The sequence below is a fragment of the Gordonia sp. (in: high G+C Gram-positive bacteria) genome, assembly GCF_047602025.1.
Taxonomy (GTDB): Bacteria; Actinomycetota; Actinomycetes; order Mycobacteriales; family Mycobacteriaceae; genus Gordonia.
Genome location: NZ_JASGII010000001.1, coordinates 2,035,791 through 2,053,238, shown reverse-complemented (window position 1 = coordinate 2,053,238; position 17,448 = coordinate 2,035,791). Strand labels below are relative to the sequence as shown.

The 17,448-nt window shown below is 72.4% G+C and carries 18 protein-coding genes; 13 read left to right on the top strand and 5 right to left on the bottom strand.

What is annotated here, in order from left to right; translation table 11 throughout:
- Positions 1-33: 33 nt before the first annotated feature.
- The 8 genes from QM728_RS10215 to QM728_RS10180 all read left to right on the top strand — a co-directional run bounded on the left by QM728_RS10215 (position 34) and on the right by QM728_RS10180 (position 7,314).
- A complete protein-coding gene (locus QM728_RS10215) occupies positions 34-1,815 on the top strand; it encodes a long-chain-acyl-CoA synthetase (RefSeq protein WP_415031909.1) in 1,782 nt (593 codons plus the stop codon).
- Between the two features lie 29 nt (positions 1,816-1,844).
- A complete protein-coding gene (gene folP / locus QM728_RS10210; protein ID WP_415031908.1) occupies positions 1,845-2,726 on the top strand; it encodes a dihydropteroate synthase in 882 nt (293 codons plus the stop codon).
- Positions 2,723-3,661 carry a glucosyl-3-phosphoglycerate synthase gene (locus tag QM728_RS10205; protein ID WP_415031907.1) on the top strand — a complete coding sequence of 313 codons (939 nt, stop codon included), beginning with the start codon at positions 2,723-2,725 and terminating at the stop codon, positions 3,659-3,661. The genes folP and QM728_RS10205 overlap by 4 nt, the downstream gene beginning before the upstream one ends.
- A complete protein-coding gene (locus QM728_RS10200) occupies positions 3,658-3,990 on the top strand; it encodes a DivIVA domain-containing protein (RefSeq protein ID WP_415031906.1) in 333 nt (110 codons plus the stop codon). Before QM728_RS10205 ends, QM728_RS10200 begins: the two co-directional genes overlap by 4 nt.
- Positions 3,991-4,035: 45 nt before the next feature.
- Positions 4,036-4,203 carry a DUF3117 domain-containing protein gene (locus QM728_RS10195; RefSeq protein ID WP_415031905.1) on the top strand — a complete coding sequence of 56 codons (168 nt, stop codon included), beginning with the start codon at positions 4,036-4,038 and terminating at the stop codon, positions 4,201-4,203.
- A 68-nt stretch (positions 4,204-4,271) separates the two neighbouring features.
- A complete protein-coding gene (locus tag QM728_RS10190; RefSeq protein ID WP_415031904.1) occupies positions 4,272-5,123 on the top strand; it encodes a methyltransferase domain-containing protein in 852 nt (283 codons plus the stop codon).
- A gap of 9 nt (positions 5,124-5,132) precedes the next feature.
- Positions 5,133-6,350, top strand: coding sequence for a glucose-1-phosphate adenylyltransferase (glgC, locus tag QM728_RS10185; protein ID WP_415031903.1), 1,218 nt, complete (start codon positions 5,133-5,135; stop codon positions 6,348-6,350).
- Positions 6,351-6,444: 94 nt separating this feature from the next.
- Entirely contained in the window at positions 6,445-7,314 is an 870-nt protein-coding gene (locus QM728_RS10180; RefSeq protein WP_415031902.1) for a type IV toxin-antitoxin system AbiEi family antitoxin domain-containing protein, read from the top strand.
- Positions 7,315-7,350: 36 nt separating this feature from the next.
- Here QM728_RS10180 and QM728_RS10175 read toward each other — a convergent pair whose 3' ends face one another.
- From QM728_RS10175 to cofD, 3 genes are read right to left on the bottom strand one after another with little or no spacing between them, the layout of a single operon-like run.
- A complete protein-coding gene (locus QM728_RS10175) occupies positions 7,351-7,905 on the bottom strand; it encodes an NUDIX hydrolase (RefSeq protein WP_415031901.1) in 555 nt (184 codons plus the stop codon).
- Positions 7,902-9,263 carry a coenzyme F420-0:L-glutamate ligase gene (locus QM728_RS10170; protein WP_415031900.1) on the bottom strand — a complete coding sequence of 454 codons (1,362 nt, stop codon included), beginning with the start codon at positions 9,261-9,263 and terminating at the stop codon, positions 7,902-7,904. Before QM728_RS10170 ends, QM728_RS10175 begins: the two co-directional genes overlap by 4 nt.
- Complete coding sequence (cofD, locus tag QM728_RS10165) at positions 9,260-10,294, bottom strand: 2-phospho-L-lactate transferase (protein WP_415031899.1); 1,035 nt, start codon at positions 10,292-10,294, stop codon at positions 9,260-9,262. Before cofD ends, QM728_RS10170 begins: the two co-directional genes overlap by 4 nt.
- A gap of 383 nt (positions 10,295-10,677) precedes the next feature.
- On the opposite strand from cofD, the gene QM728_RS10160 reads away from it, so the two are divergent.
- The gene (locus QM728_RS10160; protein WP_415031898.1) at positions 10,678-11,034 is read left to right on the top strand and encodes a WhiB family transcriptional regulator; all 357 of its coding nucleotides are present in this window, start codon (positions 10,678-10,680) and stop codon (positions 11,032-11,034) included.
- Positions 11,035-11,058: 24 nt separating this feature from the next.
- Here the strand turns inward: QM728_RS10160 and QM728_RS10155 are convergent, their stop codons facing one another.
- Complete coding sequence (locus QM728_RS10155) at positions 11,059-11,529, bottom strand: metallopeptidase family protein (RefSeq protein WP_415031897.1); 471 nt, start codon at positions 11,527-11,529, stop codon at positions 11,059-11,061.
- A 98-nt stretch (positions 11,530-11,627) separates the two neighbouring features.
- Here QM728_RS10155 and QM728_RS10150 point away from each other — a divergent pair, with 98 nt between their 5' ends.
- From QM728_RS10150 to manA, 3 genes are read left to right on the top strand one after another with little or no spacing between them, the layout of a single operon-like run.
- The gene (locus QM728_RS10150; RefSeq protein ID WP_415031896.1) at positions 11,628-12,020 is read left to right on the top strand and encodes a DUF3499 domain-containing protein; all 393 of its coding nucleotides are present in this window, start codon (positions 11,628-11,630) and stop codon (positions 12,018-12,020) included.
- 57 nt (positions 12,021-12,077) lie between these two features.
- Positions 12,078-13,169 (top strand): hypothetical protein, encoded by a 1,092-nt coding sequence (locus QM728_RS10145; RefSeq protein ID WP_415031895.1) that lies wholly within the window; start codon positions 12,078-12,080, stop codon positions 13,167-13,169.
- Between the two features lie 2 nt (positions 13,170-13,171).
- Positions 13,172-14,422 carry a mannose-6-phosphate isomerase, class I gene (gene manA, locus QM728_RS10140; RefSeq protein WP_415031894.1) on the top strand — a complete coding sequence of 417 codons (1,251 nt, stop codon included), beginning with the start codon at positions 13,172-13,174 and terminating at the stop codon, positions 14,420-14,422.
- Here the strand turns inward: manA and QM728_RS10135 are convergent.
- Positions 14,409-15,902: a type VII secretion protein EccE gene (locus QM728_RS10135; protein WP_415031893.1), complete on the bottom strand. Its 1,494-nt coding sequence runs from the start codon at positions 15,900-15,902 to the stop codon at positions 14,409-14,411. The two genes, manA and QM728_RS10135, sit on opposite strands and share 14 nt — an antisense overlap.
- 136 nt (positions 15,903-16,038) lie before the next feature.
- On the opposite strand from QM728_RS10135, the gene eccB reads away from it, so the two are divergent.
- Positions 16,039-17,448, top strand: coding sequence for a type VII secretion protein EccB (gene eccB, locus QM728_RS10130; protein ID WP_415031892.1), 1,410 nt, complete (start codon positions 16,039-16,041; stop codon positions 17,446-17,448).

Below are 17,448 nucleotides of genomic sequence, written 5' to 3'. Positions count from 1 at the left end.
ATGGTCGGCGACTCAGCGACGAGGGGACGGTCAATGGCAAGCACGGCGTCGACGAAGAAGGTTCGGATCACCGACCTGGCCAAGGGCGTGGTGGACATGATCCCCACCGCACCGCTCATGGTGCGGCACGCACCCGGGCTGATCCACAACCCCGCGACGGCACAGAAGACCATCGGCGCGGTCTTCGCCCGGCACGCCGCCAAGCACCCGTCCCGGCCGTTCGTCCGGTTCGAGGGCGAGTCGACGAGCTACGGCGAGGCCAACGCGATCGTCAACCGCTATGCCGCGCAGCTCGCCGCCGACGGAGTCAAGACCGGGGACGTCGTCGCACTGCTCGGCAAGAACTCGCCGACCTTCCTGTACCTCGCGCTCGCGGCGGTGAAACTCGGCGCCACCGCCGGGATGATGAACTACAACCAGCACGGCGCCGTCGCCGACCACTCCATGAAGCTGATCGAGCCGTCGGTGCTGGTGTACGACCCCGATTGTGCCGACGCGGCGAAGTCGATCTCCGCCGACTGCCTGCCCGAGCACGTCTACGACTACACCGCCTTCGACAAAGCGGCCGCCGGCCGTCCCGCCACCAATCCGGCGGTGACGGCGACGCTGCCGGCCTCGACCAGCGCCTTCTACATCTTCACCTCCGGCACCACCGGGCTGCCGAAGGCCAGCGTCATGAGCCATCAGCGGTGGCTGGCGAACATGGCCGGAATCGGCGGCATGGCCGTGCGGCTGCGCAGCAGCGACACCCTGTACGTGCCGCTGCCGCTCTACCACAACAACGCGCTGTCGGTCTCGCTCGGCGCCGTCCTCGCCGCGGGTGCGACCATCGCCATCGGCAAGCAGTTCTCCGCGTCGCGGTTCTGGGACGAGATCACCCTCAACCGCGCCACCGCGTTCTGCTACATCGGCGAGCTGTGCCGCTACCTGCTGGCCCAGCCGCCCAAGCCCACCGACCGCAGCCACGGCGTGCGCCTGGCCGTCGGCAACGGCATGCGCCCGGAGATCTGGGACGATTTTGCGCAGCGGTTCGGCATCAAGCGGATCGTCGAGTTCTACAGCGCCAGCGAGCTCAACCTCGCCTTCGTCAACGTGTTCGGCGTCGCCAAGACCGCCGGGTTCTGCCCGCTCCCGTTCAAGGTCGTCGCGTACGACAACGAGACCGGCGAGCCCAAGCGCGACGCGAAGGGGCGGCTGACGGCGGTCCGCAAGGGCGAGCCCGGACTCCTCATCGCCGGGATCAGCGACCGCGTGCCGCTCGACGGCTACACCGATTCGGCCGCCACGGAGAAGAAAATCATCCGCGACGGCTTCGCCGACGGGGATTCGTGGTTCAACTCCGGCGACCTCGTCCGCGAGGTCGGTTGGGGCCACATCGCCTTCGTCGACCGCCTCGGCGACACGTTCCGGTGGAAGGGCGAGAACGTCGCGACCACCGAGGTCGAGGGCGCCTTCGAGGGGCTCGACGGCGTCGAGCAGGCCGTCGTCTACGGCGTCGAGGTCCCCGGCTGCGACGGCAAGGCCGGCATGGCCGCCGTCCAGCTCAAGGACGGCGCGACGCTGGACGTGCCGGGCCTGGCCGAGCACCTCTACGAAGCGCTGCCGAACTATGCGGTGCCGCTGTTCATCCGCATCATCGGCGAGGTCGAGGCCACATCCACCTTCAAGAACCGCAAGGTCGAGCTGCGCGACGAGGGTTTCACCGAGGTCGGCGGCGACCCGCTGTACGTGCTGCGCGGCCGGGCCGACGGCTACGTCGCGGCCTACGACGAGTACGCCGCCGACGTCGCCGCGGCCCGCGCACCGCGCGGCTGACCGCGGCGCGCCCCGGTAGCGTGGATGCGGTGACCACGACCACGACGCTGTGCGGCCGGCCGGTGGCCGCCGACCGCGCCCTGGTCATGGCGATCATCAACCGCACCCCGGACTCCTTCTACGACCGCGGGGCCAGCTTCGACGACGACGCCGCGCGCCGGCGCATCGAGCAGGTGGTGGTCGAGGGTGCCGACATCGTCGACATCGGCGGCGTGAAGGCCGGCCCCGGCGAGTCCGTCGACGCCGCTGCCGAGGCCGACCGGGTCGTCGGCTTCATCGCCTGGGTGCGCACCAACTTCCCCGACGTCGTCATCAGCGTCGACACCTGGCGGGCCTCGGTCGCCGAGCTGGCCTGCGACGCCGGTGCCGACCTGATCAACGACACGTGGGCCGGCGCCGATCCCGGTCTGGTCGAGGTGGCCGCGCGCCGCGGGGCCGGATTGGTGTGTTCGCACACCGGGGGCGCGGTGCCGCGCACCCGCCCGCACCGCGTGCGCTACGGCGACACTTCGACCGGCATCGTCGACGCCGTCGTCGCCGAACTCGGCGCCGCCGCCGCGCGGGCGCTCGCCGCAGGTGTGCCCGCAGACGGGATCGTCATCGATCCGACCCACGACTTCGGCAAGAACACCCATCACGGGCTGGCCCTGCTCCGCCATACCGACCGACTCGTCGCGACCGGCTACCCGGTCCTGATGGCGCTGAGCAACAAGGACTTCGTCGGCGAAACCCTCGGCGTCGAGTTGGAGGAGCGGGTGGCCGGCACCCTGGCCGCGACCGCACTGGCGGCCGAGCACGGCGCGCGGATCTTCCGGGCGCACGAGGTGGCTCCGACCCGTCGGGTCGTCGAGATGGCCGCGGCGATCACCGGTCGGCGCGCCCCGGTGCGCGCGGTCCGGGGGCTGGCATGAGCGGCGTGCCGGCGGTGCCCGGCGCGACGATTGCCACGTGGGACCGGCCGACCTGGACCGTCGACGAACTCGTCGCCGCCAAGGGCGGGCGGACCATCGCGGTCGTGCTGCCCGCGCTCAACGAGGCCGACACCGTTGCCGGCGTCGTCGATTCGATCAAGCCGCTGCTCGGCTCCCTCGTCGACGACCTCGTCGTCCTCGACTCCGGGTCCACCGACGCCACCGCCGCCCAGGCGCGCGCCGCCGGGGCGCGCGTGGTGAGCCGCGAGGAGGCGCTGCCACAGGTGCCCCCGGTCGACGGCAAGGGCGAGGTGCTGTGGCGGTCCATCGCCGCGACCACCGCCGACATCTTGGTGTTCATCGACTCCGACCTGGTGGCACCGGACCCGATGTTCGTGCCGAAACTGGTCGGTCCGATCCTCACCAAACCGGCCATCGAACTGGTCAAGGGCTACTACCGACGGCCGTGGCGCACGGCGGCCCAGCACGTCGAGGACGGCGGCGGCCGCGTCACCGAGCTCGTCGCCCGCCCGTTGCTGGCCGCGCTGCGCCCCGAGCTGTCGCACGTCGTGCAGCCGCTCGGGGGTGAGTACGCGGGAACCCGCGAGCTGTTGTCGTCGTTGCCCTTCGCGCCCGGCTACGGCGTCGAGATCGGCTTGCTCATCGACACGCTGGAGGCCCGCGGTCCACAGGCGATCGGCCAGGTGAACCTCGGCGTGCGCATGCACCGGCACCGGCCGCTCACCGAGCTGGGCGTGATGAGCCGCCAGATCGTGGGCACTCTGCTGCGCCGGTGCGGCATCGACGACTCGCAGGCCCCGCTGGTGCAGTTCGCCGCGGCCGCCGACGGCTCGTTTGCGACCCAGGTGACCGAGACGGTCCTCACCGACCGTCCGCCGATGAACTCCGTCCAGCCGAAGGGTGACCGCCGATGACCATGATCCTGGGCTATGCGCTGAGCATCCTCCTGGTGGCCGGGCTGTTGTTCGCCGTCGTGTGGTTCGTCTTCGGCCGCGGCGAGGAACTGGCCCCGCTCGACGACGATCTGACCGTCACCGAGCTGCCGCGCGCCGGGATCACCGGCGCCGACGTCCGGGCCGTGCGGTTCGGCCTCGTCTTCCGCGGCTATCGCCCGTCCGAGGTCGATTGGACGCTGGAGAAGCTGGCCCGCGAGATCGACGAATTGCGCGCCGTCACCGACGCGCTGCGCGAGCGCGCGGAGCCCCCCGCCGGGGGAGGGTCCGTCGGCGGCCCGGTCTCATGACCAGCTACAATTGACTGAATTGGAAACTCGGAGGGAGTTACAACGATGGCGGCGTTGAAGCCACGCACCGGAGACGGCCCGATGGAAGCAGCCAAGGAGGGCCGCGGGATCGTCGTGCGCATTCCTGTCGACGGTGGCGGTCGCATCGTGTTCGAGCTGACGGCCGACGAGGCCGCCGCGCTCGCGAAGGAACTCCAGGGAGTCGCCGGCTGACGCCGGTCCCCGCTGACCACCCGCCGGGTTTCGCGCTGGCGTCGGTTCTCGACGCCCTGCGCTGTCCCGTGTGCCACGACCGCCTGACGGTCGTCGGCGATTCACCGCGCCCGGCCACGATCGGGTGCGTGAATGGCCACCGCTTCGACGTGGCCCGACAGGGCTACGTCGCCCTGCTCGCCGGCCGCAGTGCCGGACTCTCCTCGGACACCGCGGACATGGTTGCCGCGCGCCGCGTCGCGCTCGACTCCGGGCCGTACCGGGTACTGCGTTCAACCCTGGCCGGGATTGTCGTCGAGCACCTGCCCGCCGACCCGCCGCTCATCGTCGACGCCGGCTGCGGCACCGGGCAATACCTCGCCTCGTGTCTCGACGCGCTGCCCGCCGCGCGCGGGCTCGGCCTGGACCTGTCCAAGTTCGCGGCTCGCGCGGCCGCCCGGTGCCATCCGCGCGCCGCGGCCGTGGTCGCCGACCTGTGGCAGCCCTGGCCGGTCGGCGACGACAGCGCGGCCGCAGTGCTGGCGGTGTTCGCCCCGCGCGGCTTCGCCGAGGCGCGTCGCGTCCTGGTCGACGACGGCGTCTTGGTCGTGGTGACCCCGTGCCCCGACCACCTCGCCGAACTGCGCGGTCCACTGGGCATGCTCGACGTCGAGGCCGACAAACACGACAAGCTCGTCGCGGCGCTGGCCGAAGCCGGATTCACGACGCCGACCGCCACGGCGGTGACGACCGTCGACGAGTGGTCGGCCGCCGACATCGCCGCAGCGGTGGCGATGGGCCCCAGCGGATTCCACACGACCCCCGCGGAGACGAACGAGCGCGCCCGGCGGCTCGTCGGCGACGGGGGTACCGTCCCGGTCACCCTGTCGGTCGACGTGACCGTCGCCCGGCGCACAGCGGCACCACCGGCGCTGGGTTAGGTTGGAGGCGTGAGAGCAGCACCGCACGTCCTGGGAATCGTCCTTGCCGGCGGTGAGGGCAAGCGCCTGTACCCGCTGACCGCCGACCGCGCCAAGCCCGCCGTCCCCTTCGGCGGCACCTACCGCCTCATCGACTTCGTGTTGTCGAACCTGGTCAACGGCGGCTATGAGCGCATTTGCGTCCTGACGCAGTACAAGTCGCACTCGCTGGACCGCCACATCGCACAGACCTGGTGGTCGAGCGGTTTCCACGGCGAATACATCACCTCCGTCCCCGCGCAGCAGCGCCTGGGCAAGCGCTGGTTCACCGGTTCGGCCGATGCGATCCTGCAGTCGCTCAACCTCGTCTACGACGAGAACCCCGAGTACCTCGTCGTGTTCGGCGCCGACCACGTGTACCGGATGGACCCGTCGCAAATGGTCGCCGCTCACATCGAATCCGGTGCCGCCGCGACCGTCGCCGGCATCCGGGTGCCCCGTGCGGAGGCGACCGCCCTCGGCTGCATCGACGCCGACGACTCCGGCCGCATCACCCGCTTCGTCGAGAAGCCCGCCGACCCGCCCGCGACGCCGGACGACCCGAACACGACGCTCGCGTCGATGGGCAACTACGTGTTCACCACCGAGGCGCTCATCGAGGCGCTGCGCGAGGACTCGGAGAACGAGGACTCCGGCCACGACATGGGCGGCGACATCATCCCGCTGTTCGTCGGCAAGGGCGAGGCCGCCGTGTACGACTTTCGCGACAACGAGGTGCCCGGCGCCACCGAGCGCGATCGCGGCTATTGGCGCGACGTCGGAACCATCGACGCCTTCTACGACGCGCAGATGGACCTGGTGCTGCCGAACCCCGCCTTCACCCTCTACAACCGGCGCTGGCCGATCCGCGGCGAGACCACCAACCTGCCGCCCGCCAAGTTCATCCTCGGTGGTTCGGTGCAGGACTCGGTGGTCGGCGCCGGCTCGATCGTCAAGGCCACCGCGGTGTCCGGCTCGGTCATCTCGACCGACGTCGTCATCGAGGCGGGCGCCGTCGTGCAGAACTGTGTTGTCATGCCGGGCGCCCGGATCAACTCAGGCGCCGTCGTCCGCAACGCGATCCTCGACAAGAACGTCGTAATCTCCCCGGAGGCCCAGCTCGGCGTCGACCTCGAGCGCGACCGCGAGCGGTATTCGGTCAGCGAGGGCGGCGTCGTGACCATCGGCAAGGGCGTCGTCGTCGACTAGGCCATCGACCCGGCGTTGTCCTCGGAAAGCGAGAACAACACCGGGTTGATCCGGCGGATGGAACCAGTGCTGGCGTCGTGCGCGTCTAACCAGCATGGATCTCGATGAGTTGATCATCCGTCACGACGGCGTGCTCACCCGTGCGCAGGCCCTGGACAGCGGCATGAGCCCGGCCGCCATCCAGCGGCGCATCGACTCGGGGCGGTGGCGTCGGATCGCGCGCGGCGTCTACCTGGTCGCCACCCATGCGCGATCGGAGCGCGCCCAGGCGCGTTTGGCGGTCCACTCGGTCGGGGCGCGTGCCGTCCTCGGTGGTACCGCCGCCGCATGGTGGCTCGGGCTGTGGGTCGACCCGCCGCGCAAGCACCTGGTGTACACCGCCGTGTCCGGCCGCCATCCCCGGCGAACGTCGACGACTGTCGTTCGTGAGCGCGCGATCGCCGTTGAAGACGTCGCGGTTCATCGCGGCCTGCGCACGACGGCGCCGGCGCTCACAGCGCTCGACGCGTCGATCGAGTCGGGGATCGCCATCCTCGACTCCATGTTGTTGCGCAGGGTCGTCACCCTGGATGCGCTGCGCGCCGCGCATGAGCGGTATCCGAAGCGGCACGGCGTCGGCGTTGTGTCCGGCTATCTGGTGCTACTCGGTTCCGGCGCGCGTTCAGAGGCCGAACGCCTGGCCGTCAGGGTTTTTCGCCGGGCCGGAATCCAGGGTTGGTGCGCCAACTATCCGTCCTGCGGCTACATTCTCGATTTCGCCTTCCCCGCACGGCGGCTGGCGATCGAGATCGACGGGCTCGCCTTCCACCGTGATGCGCGGGCCTTCCAGCACGACCGGACGCGGCGCAACGCCTTGATCGCGGCAGGTTGGGAGGTGCTGAACTTCACCTGGGCCGACCTCGTCGACCGGCCAGACGAGTTGGTCCGCCGCGTGCGACAAGTGCTAGCCAATCGAGCGGCCTGATCAACCCGGCGTTGTGCTCGGAAACCGGCGAAAACGTCAGGCTGATCGCACTGATCGCCGGGCGGCGTCGACCAGCGGCTCCAATTCGTCATTGGGGATGTCGTCGAGCGGCCACCAGCGCAGGTCCAGCGACTCGTCGCTGCGCACGATCTCGGGCAGTGCGCCGTCGGCTGTCGCCGGCGCGATCGCCACGTAGCGAACGTCGAGGTGGCGCGTCGGCACGCCGAGCGAGCAGGTGATCGGGTGGGTGTGCAGGTGCGCCGGGCCCGGCAGCAGCGTGAGCCCCGCAATGCCCGACTCCTCGGTCGCCTCGCGCAGCGCGGCCGCCTCGATGCCCGCATCCTCCGGTTCGCAGTGCCCGCCCAGCTGCACCCACTTGCCGATCCGCGGGTGCAGCGTCAGCAGCGCGTGCGTGCCGTCGGCGTCGACGACGAGCGCCGAGGCCGTGATGTGCCCCGGCTCGTTGGCGCGCAGGCAGCCCCGCGGCGAGGCGTCGAGGAAGGCCAGGTAGGTGTGCCGCAGCGTGTCCTGGGCCGCGTCGTCGGTGTGCCACGACGACAGCGCGGCGCGGGCCGACGCGTGCAGGCTCACAGTTCGACCACCAACCCGGTGGGATCGGCGGCCGGCCGGGTCGGGACGTTGGATCCGTCGTCGGGCCGCTCGGGCAGGTAGCCGATCGCCACGGCGCCCAGCGGCTGCCACCGCTCGTCGAGACCGAGCTGCTCGCGCACGATCTCGGGGGCGAAGATCGTCGAACCGATCCAGCAGCTGCCGATCTCGCGCGCCGAGAGCGCCACCAGCAGCATGCCGACCGCGGCGCCGGTGGCGACGGTGAACATCGTGTGCTCGGCGGCGTTGCGACGCTCGTCCGGGTAGGTGTGTGCCCCGTCGGGGACGAGGAAGGGGATGACGACTTCGGGGGCGTCGTAGAGGATCTGGCCGCGCCGCACGCGCTTGGTGATCGACTCGGGGGTCTTCTCATCGCCGCGCAGGTCGGCGCGCCAGGCCTCGCCCATCGCGTCGAGCAGTGCCGTGCGGCGCTGTCGGTCGCGCAGCCAGACGAAGCGCACCGGGTGCGTGTGGTGCGGGGCGGGGGCGGTGAGGGCCTCGGCCAGGGCGGCCCGCATCTCGTCGGCGTCGACCGGCCCGGGGGCGAAGGAGCGCACCGAGCGTCGCGTCAGCACCGCCTCGCGCCGACCCTGCGCGATGGCGAAATCGGTGCCGAGGCGGAACAGGTCCTCCTCGCCGGCGCGGACGAGCTTGCTCGCGCTGCTGCCGTCGTCCACGACGGGCAGGCCGCGCACGATCGCCGCGGCGACGCCGTCGAGCTTGCCCTTCGCCAGATCCGCGGCGGCGGCGATCTCGTCGGCGACGGCGATCTCGGTGACGACGAGCTCGTTGCCGTGGCTGTCCCGACTGCCCTCGTAGCTGTGGCTGACGGCCAGGCCCGCGGCACCGATCGCGACGTCGGTCTGGCCGATCCGCCAGGCGCGGCCCATCGTGTCGGTGATGACGACCGCGACGTCGACGCCCGCGTCGGCAAAGGCCGCCCGGGCCGCCGCCGCACTGGCGTCGGGATCGACGGGCAAGAGCGCCAACTGGTCCGATGCGACGTTGGACCCGTCGACGCCGGCGGCCGCCTGGATCAGGCCGTAGGAGTTCTCGGTGATCAGCGTGCGGTTCTTCTGCGCGACGATGCGCACCGACTCGTCGTCGACGAGGCGGCGGCGCAGGGCGTCGCGCTCCTCGGGGTCGGCCGGCGCGTCGACCATCCGCCCCTCGGTCTTGGAGAAGACCTTGGAGGTGATGACGACGATGTCGCCGTCGCGCAGGTCGGCGGCGTCGAGGATGGCCGCCGCGACGTCCATGCCCGGGGCGAACTCGGGGAGCCCCGGAACGGGGATGATCTCGATCGGCCCGGGGGAGCGGTGGTCGCCCGCGCGGCTCATGCGCCCTCCGCGGGGGTATCCACGCCGACGAGCGCGCACGCGGCCCGGATCATCGCCGCTGTCGCCGACGGGTCGGTCATGAGTAGCGGTGCGGTGCCGATCGCGATGCCGTCGACCTCGGCGGTGTCGCCGTCGGCGATCAGCCAGCCGTCGAGCAGTCCGGCCTTTGAACGGGCGCCGTAGTGCGCGGCGATCGCCTCGGCGGTCGTCGCGACACCGATGACGGTCAGGCACTCGTCGGCCATTCCGCGCAGCGGCTTGTTGTCGATCACCGGACTGATCCCGACGATCGGTGCCGACGCCGTCCGCAGCGCCGCGCGCACGCCGCCCACCGAGAGGATCGCGCCGACGCTGACCACGGGGTTGCTGGGCGCGAAGATGATCACGTCGGCCTCGGCGATCGCCGCCGCGGCCTCGGGGGTGAGCTGTGCCGGTTCCCCGCGACCGGAGCTACCGCCGCCGACCTGGGCGAAGCCGGTGGTCGGCACCTGGGCGCGATAGCGCACCCACCACTCCTGGAAATGGATCGCGCGCTGGGCCCCGTCGGGGGATTCGGGCGGCGTGATCACAACGTGCGTCTCGTGCCGCTCATCGGTGACCGGCAGCAGGCGCACGCCCGGATCCCAGCGGCGGCACAGCGCGGCGGTGACGTCGGTCAGCCGATAGCCCGCTTCGAGCATCTGGGTGCGGATCAGATGCGTGGCCAGATCGCGGTCGCCGAGGCCGAACCAGTCCGGATCGGCACCGTAGGCGGCGAGTTCCTCCTTGGCGTGCCAGGTCTCGTCGCGACGTCCCCACGCGCGCTCCTCGTCGATCCCGCCGCCGAGCGTGTACATGCAGGTGTCCAGGTCGGGGGTGATGCGGACCCCGTGCATCCAGGCATCGTCACCGACGTTCACGATCGCGGTGACGGTGTGCGCGCCACCGGGGTGGTCGCCGGAATCGGGGAACGGGGTCCGGCCGAAGAGTTCGCGGGCGCCGAGCAGCAGGCGCGCGCCGCCGACGCCGCCGACGAGTACAGTGACCTTCACGAGGCTCCACTGTAGTGGGCGCCCGAATCGGCGGGCATCGGCCAGAATCCCTCCAGTACGTGTCGAGACAACGGATTCGGCGTTGTCGGTGGTATACGCGAATTTTCTGGTTCCGCTTGACCTGGGCAAGGGCAGGCGTGTCTAATCACATGAGTGTCATTTGCGGTTTTGAATTGCGGCTGACCGAATGCGAATTGCCTTGGGGCACAGCGCATTCGACCGTATGTTCGAATCCGTCGGATGGTTCGCCACACCGGGGTGTTCGAGTGGCGGCGGCCGACCGGGACACGAACGGCAAGCACATTTCGGGGCGCAGCGGCCGGCGGCGTGGTGCCGCCCGACCGACGACGCTGACAGACAGACCACCTGAAGGAGACGCTGAGATGGGATTTGATACCCCGCTGGGCGACGACTCGTCTGCGTACGGCAACCCGACGCCGATTGCCGGGCCCGCGCCCTTGGGCGCCCGACCGCACCTGTCCGTGGTGCCCGACGACTTCGACGCGCTGTTCGACGACGTCGAGGAGACGTGGCAGGACCGGGCGCTGTGCGCCCAAACCGACCCGGAGGCGTTCTTCCCCGAGAAGGGCGGCTCCACCCGCGAGGCCAAGCGCATCTGCTCGGGCTGCGAGGTCAAGGCCGAGTGCCTCGACTACGCCCTGCAGAAGGATGAGCGCTTCGGCATCTGGGGCGGACTCTCCGAGCGGGAGCGCCGTCGCCTCAAGCGCGGGATCATCTAACCTCCCGCGACTTCCGCGGCCCGACTACGCCGGGCCGTTCTCGACCGTGTCCTCGTCGATGCCGAGATAGGTCGCCACCTGCTCGACGAGCACCTCCCGCACCAGCTCGGCCAGGTCGTCGCGTCCCTTGGCGCGGACCTCGAGCGGCCGCCGGAACACCACGATCTGGGCCGGTGTCGCATTGCCCGCGGTGTCGATGCCCGCCGGGATGAGCCGGGCCAGCGGGATGGCCCGGTCGGCGGACACCTCCGCCGGCCACTGCACCGAGGCCGGATCGTGCGGCAACATCCGCGGCACGTCGTCGACGGCGATGTTCAACTCCAGGAGTTGGTCGTGCCAGCGGCGATCGATCTCCGCCAAGACCTCGATCACGACCGTGTCGAACTCGTCCGACCGCGACGTCCAGGCCGGCACCGTCTGCGGCAGCAGCGGCGAGCGCAAACCGCGGGCCCGCCGGTCGCGGGCCCGACGGGTGCGCATGGTCTGCCGTCGCATGGCACCGAGTCTAGGTCCGGTCGCGGCGACGGTGCTCCGCGCCCACCCGTCGGTGTGTCTGCCGGGGTCGGCCGCCGCGGCGGGCTAACCTTTCAGTCGTGACCGATCCTCGTCAGTGCTCCCGTCCGGGGTGTTCCCGCCCGGCCGTCGCGACGCTGACCTACGACTACGCCAGCTCGACGGCCGTGGTCGGCCTTCTCGCCGCGCTGTCCGAGCCGCACTCGTGGGATCTGTGCGCCGCGCACGCCGATTCGATCACCGTGCCGCGCGGCTGGGAGATCATGCGCACTTCGAGCGGGTTCGCCCCGCCCACCGAGGAGCAGGAGTTGACCGCGCTGGCCGAGGCCGTCCGCGAGTCGGTCGCCGTCGGCTCCGAACCGCTCGACGGCTTCGACGACCTGCCCGCGCGACCCTCGGCGGGCGAGGCCGCCCCCGCGCGTCCGCGCCCGGGTCGGCGCGGCCATCTCCGGGTGCTGCCCGACGTCGATTAGGGCGTTCTCGGCCGACACCGGGCGCCACGACGCGCCGCGGATGGATAGTGTGGAGGCATGCGCACCACAGGGGTCGATCTCGACGATCCGAGCAGCTTGATCGACGCCGACGTCGACGGTCTGCTGCACGCGTCGGCGCGCGCCGGGGCCCAGGTGCGCGCGGTGGCCGAAGCGGTCCGCGAAGGCGTCATCGAGCCGCTCGCAACACTCCGGCCGCGCAGCGTCGTCATCGTCACCGGCGCCTCGGTCGCCGCCGCCCAGTCAGCGCGCTTCGTCATCGCCCACACCGCGGCGCGGCTGGACGTGCCGCTCGTCTCGGCGCCCGCGCTGCCGGGCTGGATCGGCCCGCTCGACGTCGTGGTCCTCGTCGGCGACGACGCCGGCGACCTCGCGCTCGCCGACGCGGCGTCGCGCGCGGCGCGCCGCCACGCCGAGTTCGTCGTGGTCGCGCCGATGGAGGGCCCGCTCGCCAGTGCGGTCGGCGGTCGCGGCATGGACCTGTCGCCGCGAATCGTCGTACCCGAACAATTCCGCTTCGTCGGCCACGTCGCGGCTCTCATCGCGGTCTGCCAGGGCCTGAAAGAGGTGCGCTACGTCGGCGGCGACCTCGACCTCGACCAGCTGGCCGAGGCGCTCGACGCCGAGGCGGCCCGCAACCACCCGGCGCAGGACGCCTACGGTGCGCCCGCGAAGACTCTCGCCGACCGCTTTCGGGCGGCCCCGCCGGTCTTGAGCGGCGACAGCCCGGCATCGGATGCGCTGGCCGCTCGGTCGGCGAGCACCCTGTTCGCCGTGGGCGGCGTCTCCGCGACGGCCGTCGACCTGACCGCGGCGATGACCCGGCTGCTGCGCGGCGGTACCGCCGGCGTCGACTCGATCTTCCACGACCCGGAGCTCGACGGTCCGGTGCCGACGCGCCCCCGCCTGTTCGTGCTCAGCACCCCGGCGGGGCAATGGCAGGCCCGGCGCCGCGTCGCCGCGCTGCCCGACGCCGAAGTGCTCGTCGGCGCCGAGCCGGACGATTCCGCCGCCCCCGCCGAACCGACCCCGGGCGGCGCCGAGGATGCCGGCGGATTGGTCGAACACCTGGTGCTGGCGGCGCGGTTGGAGATGGCCGCCGTCTACGCCGAACTGTTGGGAGCGCGGTAGCGGTGCGACTGCTCGAGGGGGTCGTGCGCCCCTACGCCTGGGGCTCGCGCACGGCGATCGCCAAGATTCGCGGCCTGCCCGTGCCGTCCGCGCACCCGGAGGCCGAGCTGTGGTTCGGCGCGCATCCCGGTGGTCCGGCCGAGTGCCTCGACGACAAGGGGAAGCCGGACCGCACCCTGCTCGCCGAGATCGAGGCCGACCCCGTCGCCACTCTCGGGCAGCCCGTGATCGACGAGTTCGGCGTCCGGCTGCCGTACCTGTTGAAGGTCTTGGCCGCCGAGGAGCCGTTGTCGCTGCAGGCGCACCCGACCGCGCAGCAGGCGGCCGAGGGCTTCGCCCGGGAGAATGCGGCCGGGATCCCCATCGACGCGCCGGAGCGCAATTACCGCGACCCGTGGCACAAGCCCGAGGTGATCCTGGCGATGACGCCGTTCGACGCGCTCGCCGGGTTCCGCAACCCGGCGCGGACCGTCGACCTGCTGCGCGAGCTGTCGCTCCCGGAACTCGATCCGTATCTCGGGATGATCGCCGGCCAGCCCGACCGGGACGGCCTGCGGGCGCTGTTCACCACCTGGATCACGCTCCCCGAGACGGTGCTGGCCGACCTCGTCCCCGCGGTCATCGACGCCGCCGTCGCCGTGCTCGCCGGCGGCAAGACCGAGTTCGACGCCGAGCTGCGCACCCTGCTGGAGTTGGGCGAGGCCTACCCGCGCGACCCCGGCGTCCTCGCGTCGCTGCTGCTCAACCGAATCCACCTCGAACCCGGCGAGGCGCTGTACCTCGCCGCGGGCAACCTGCACGCCTACCTGCACGGCACCGGCATCGAGGTGATGGCGAACTCGGACAACGTCCTGCGCGGCGGCCTGACCCCCAAGCACATTGACGTCCCCGAGCTCCTGCGCGTGCTGGACTTCGACCCGGCCGACCCGGCCGACCTCTCGCCTGCGGTCTCCACCCTCGGGGCCGAGCGGATCTACACGACGCCGGCGCCGGAGTTCCGCCTGTCGAAAGTCGAACTCGACGGCACCGGGCTCCGCCAGCCCTCGACCATCTCCTTCGACATGCCCGGCCCGCAGATCATCGCGGTGACCGCCGGCCGGATCGAGGTGCGCGGCGGCGGCCACACCATCACTGCCAAGTCCGGTCAGGCGGTCTGGCTGGCCGACGCCGACCCCGACGTCACCGTGGCGGCGGTGACGTCGAAGGCCGTTTGCTACCGCGCCCGCGTGCCGCTCGGGGTCACCGCGAAGTAGGTCCCGCCGGGATGCCCGCCACGAGTCGACACTCGTCGGGCCCGGCGACGTTCTGCAGATCGAGGGCCACGCCGTCGACCACGGCCCGCAACCGCCCGTCGGCCCGCCCGCGGATGTCGGCCCACGGCGCGGCGGACGTCCCAGTGCCCGCGGCGCGGGATATCCGCAGCACCCACTCGTCGCCGTCCGACTCGTCGACGAGGTCGACGTCGGCGAGCACCGTCGACGCCCCCGGAGCCGTGGCGCCCAGCGCGAGGACGCCGGCGTCGCCGACGTGCTCGAGCAGCGGTCCCCAGCGCGCCGCCGCGGCGGTGTGCACGCTGATCGCCGCGCCCGAGGCGATACAGCGGCCCAGCAGCAGTCCGACGAGTCGGGTGTCGCCGCGCACGACGGCCGGGCGGTGCGCCGCGAACAGGGGCAGGGTCACCGCGCGACCGTCGGCCAGTGCGCCGATCAGCGGTCCGTCGTCGCCGACGGGGAACGACCAGCGGTGCAGCGCCGCGGCGTCGGCGGGCAGTGGCGGCCGGTTGGCCCGGGTCGGCCCCGGCGCGGGCAGCCAGTCGAGCAGGGCGGCGGGGGAGGCGGTGCCCGCCGTGGCGGCCGCCGGAATCGCGTGGACCCGGCGCCCGGCGCCGGGGATCTCGACGACGCCGACCAGGCCGTGTAGCTCCGGCGCCGACGGCGGGCCGGACAGCTGCAGCACGGTCGTCGTCGCCACCGGCTGGTCGGCCAACAGGGCGCGCGCCGTCCCCGGGCCGGCGTCGGGCCCCAGATCGAGCGTGCGCCAACGGATCGCGCCGCCGTGGACCCCCTCCTCATCGGCGTGCACCTCGAGCCCGGCGGGGGTCTCGACCGCGTCGGGCGGAACGAGGCCGGCGCCCAGCACGTGATCGGTCTGTTCGCGCAGCCCCGCAGCCGAGAGCGGCGCGGCTCGCAGGCCCGCAGCGGACAGGTGGGCCGCCAGGCGCCGGGTGACCACCGCGGCGGTGCGCAGGGCCGCCGCGGTGGCGTCCCGTCCGGGCGCGTGGCACAGATCGGTGCCGCGGATGCGGAGTACGACGACCGTGCGCCGCGACGCCGCGATCGGCAACGGGCCCAACGTCGCGCGATAGGCGGTGGCCAGCGGGCCGGCGCCGCAGTAGCGGTACTCGGTCACCAGCAGGTCCAGGCTCACGGGCACCCGGCACGACTGCCGGAAGCGGTGGAGCTGGGCCAGACTCACGACCGAGGAGTGGGCGCCGATGGCCGTCGCGGCGCTGTTCGTGTGGACCCGCGGCACCGGTCGACACGGCTCGATCCGGACCGCGGTGACCAGCGTGTCGCCACCCCATCGGACGCCGACCGGCGATGTCGCCCCGCTCGTCGCAGCCGCGCCGGCCAGGTTCTGGTCCGACTGCGGCGGGATGTCGAAGGCGGGCGCCACGGTGAGGTCGGACCGCGCGGCACCGCCTCGGCGATGGATGACAGTCGGCAGCAGCACCACGATTCCCCCGATTCGTCGCGTTTGCCCCACGAGCCCCCCGGCTGCGTGCAACAGTGTCAGCACGCTAGCGCAATCAACGGCCGATCCGGGGGGATTTGGGCCGGGCCGGCGTAATCGGAGTTGGGGGACACCGATGGTTCGACAGTTGACCACGCGCGCCCAGGTGAGCGGCTACCGCTTTCTCCTGCAACGCGCGGAACACGCTCTGGTGCGCCGCGACGCGCGCATGCTGCACGACCCGATGCGGGCGCAGCGCCAATCCATCACCGTGGGCATCGTGCTCGCGGTACTCGTCACCGCCGGGAGCGGCGTCTACGGGCTCATCCGACCGGTCGGCTCGGTGGCGGACTCGCCGATCGTGCTCAACCGGGCCGACGGCGGGCTGTACGTCGTCGTCGACAAGACCGCGCACCCGGTGCTCAACCTGGCGTCGGCGCGGTTGATCGCGCAGTCGGCGGCGGCGCCGAAGACCGTGAGTCCCGCCGCGCTGCGGGATCTGCCCCGCGGCCCGACCCTCGGCATCGTCGGTGCGCCGAACGCCCTCGGCTCCGGCGCGGCGACGTCGTGGAGCGTGTGTGATGCGGCGGAGCGGGCGGGCGGGTCGCCGCGCACGGCCGTCGTCATCGGCCCCGCCGGCGCCGATGGGCTCCGCGGCGATCCGGCGGCCGGGCTGCTGGCCGCCGTCGACGGCGATCACCACCTCGTCTACCGCCTCGGGGAGGGCCTGTCCGCGCGAACGGTGCGCGCCCGGGTGGACACCCGCTCCGCCGCGATCCGCCGGGCGCTGCGCCTGGACGGCGCCGCGCCGCGTTCGCTCTCGGCCGGGATGTTCGACGCCCTCGAGGAGGTGCCGCCGTTGCGCGTGCCCGCGATCCCCGGCGCGGGCCGTCGGGGCGTCCTGGGACTGCCGGTCGGCACCGTGTTCGCGGTGACCGGCGTCGACGGCGGGGCCGAGCACTTCGTCGCCTTCGCCGACGGGGTGCAGCCGGTGCCGGCGACCGTCGCCGAGCTGCTGCGCGCGGCCGACGACTCCGCCGGGACCAAGGTGGTATCGGTGCCGCCGGGCAAAGTCGCGGCGGTGCCGGTGGTGCGCCGCCTCGCGGTCGACCATTTCCCGCGCCGCGTCCCGCGGCTGCTCGTCGCGGCCGATGCACCGGTGGTCTGTCAGCGGTGGGTGCGCGAGCCCGGCGCCCCGGCGGCGACGACCTCGCTGCGCGCCGGACACGCGGTGCCGGGACCGGCGGCAGTCGTGCCGGTGGGGGCCGACGGGGCCGGTCCCCGCGTCGACGAGATCCGCGTCGCGCCCGGCTCGACGCACGATGTGCGGTTGACCGGCATGGATCCGCAGAGCACACGGCGGACCGGGCGGGTCGTCATCGGGGACACCGGGATGCGCCACGGCGTGCCCGACGATGCGACGGCCCAGGTGCTCGGGCTGGGCGAACCGGGGCTAGCGCCGTGGCCGGTCGTGCGGCTGCTGCCGGCCGGACCGGAGTTGTCGCGCGCCCAAGCGATGGTCGCGCGGGGCGGATTCGACCAGTAG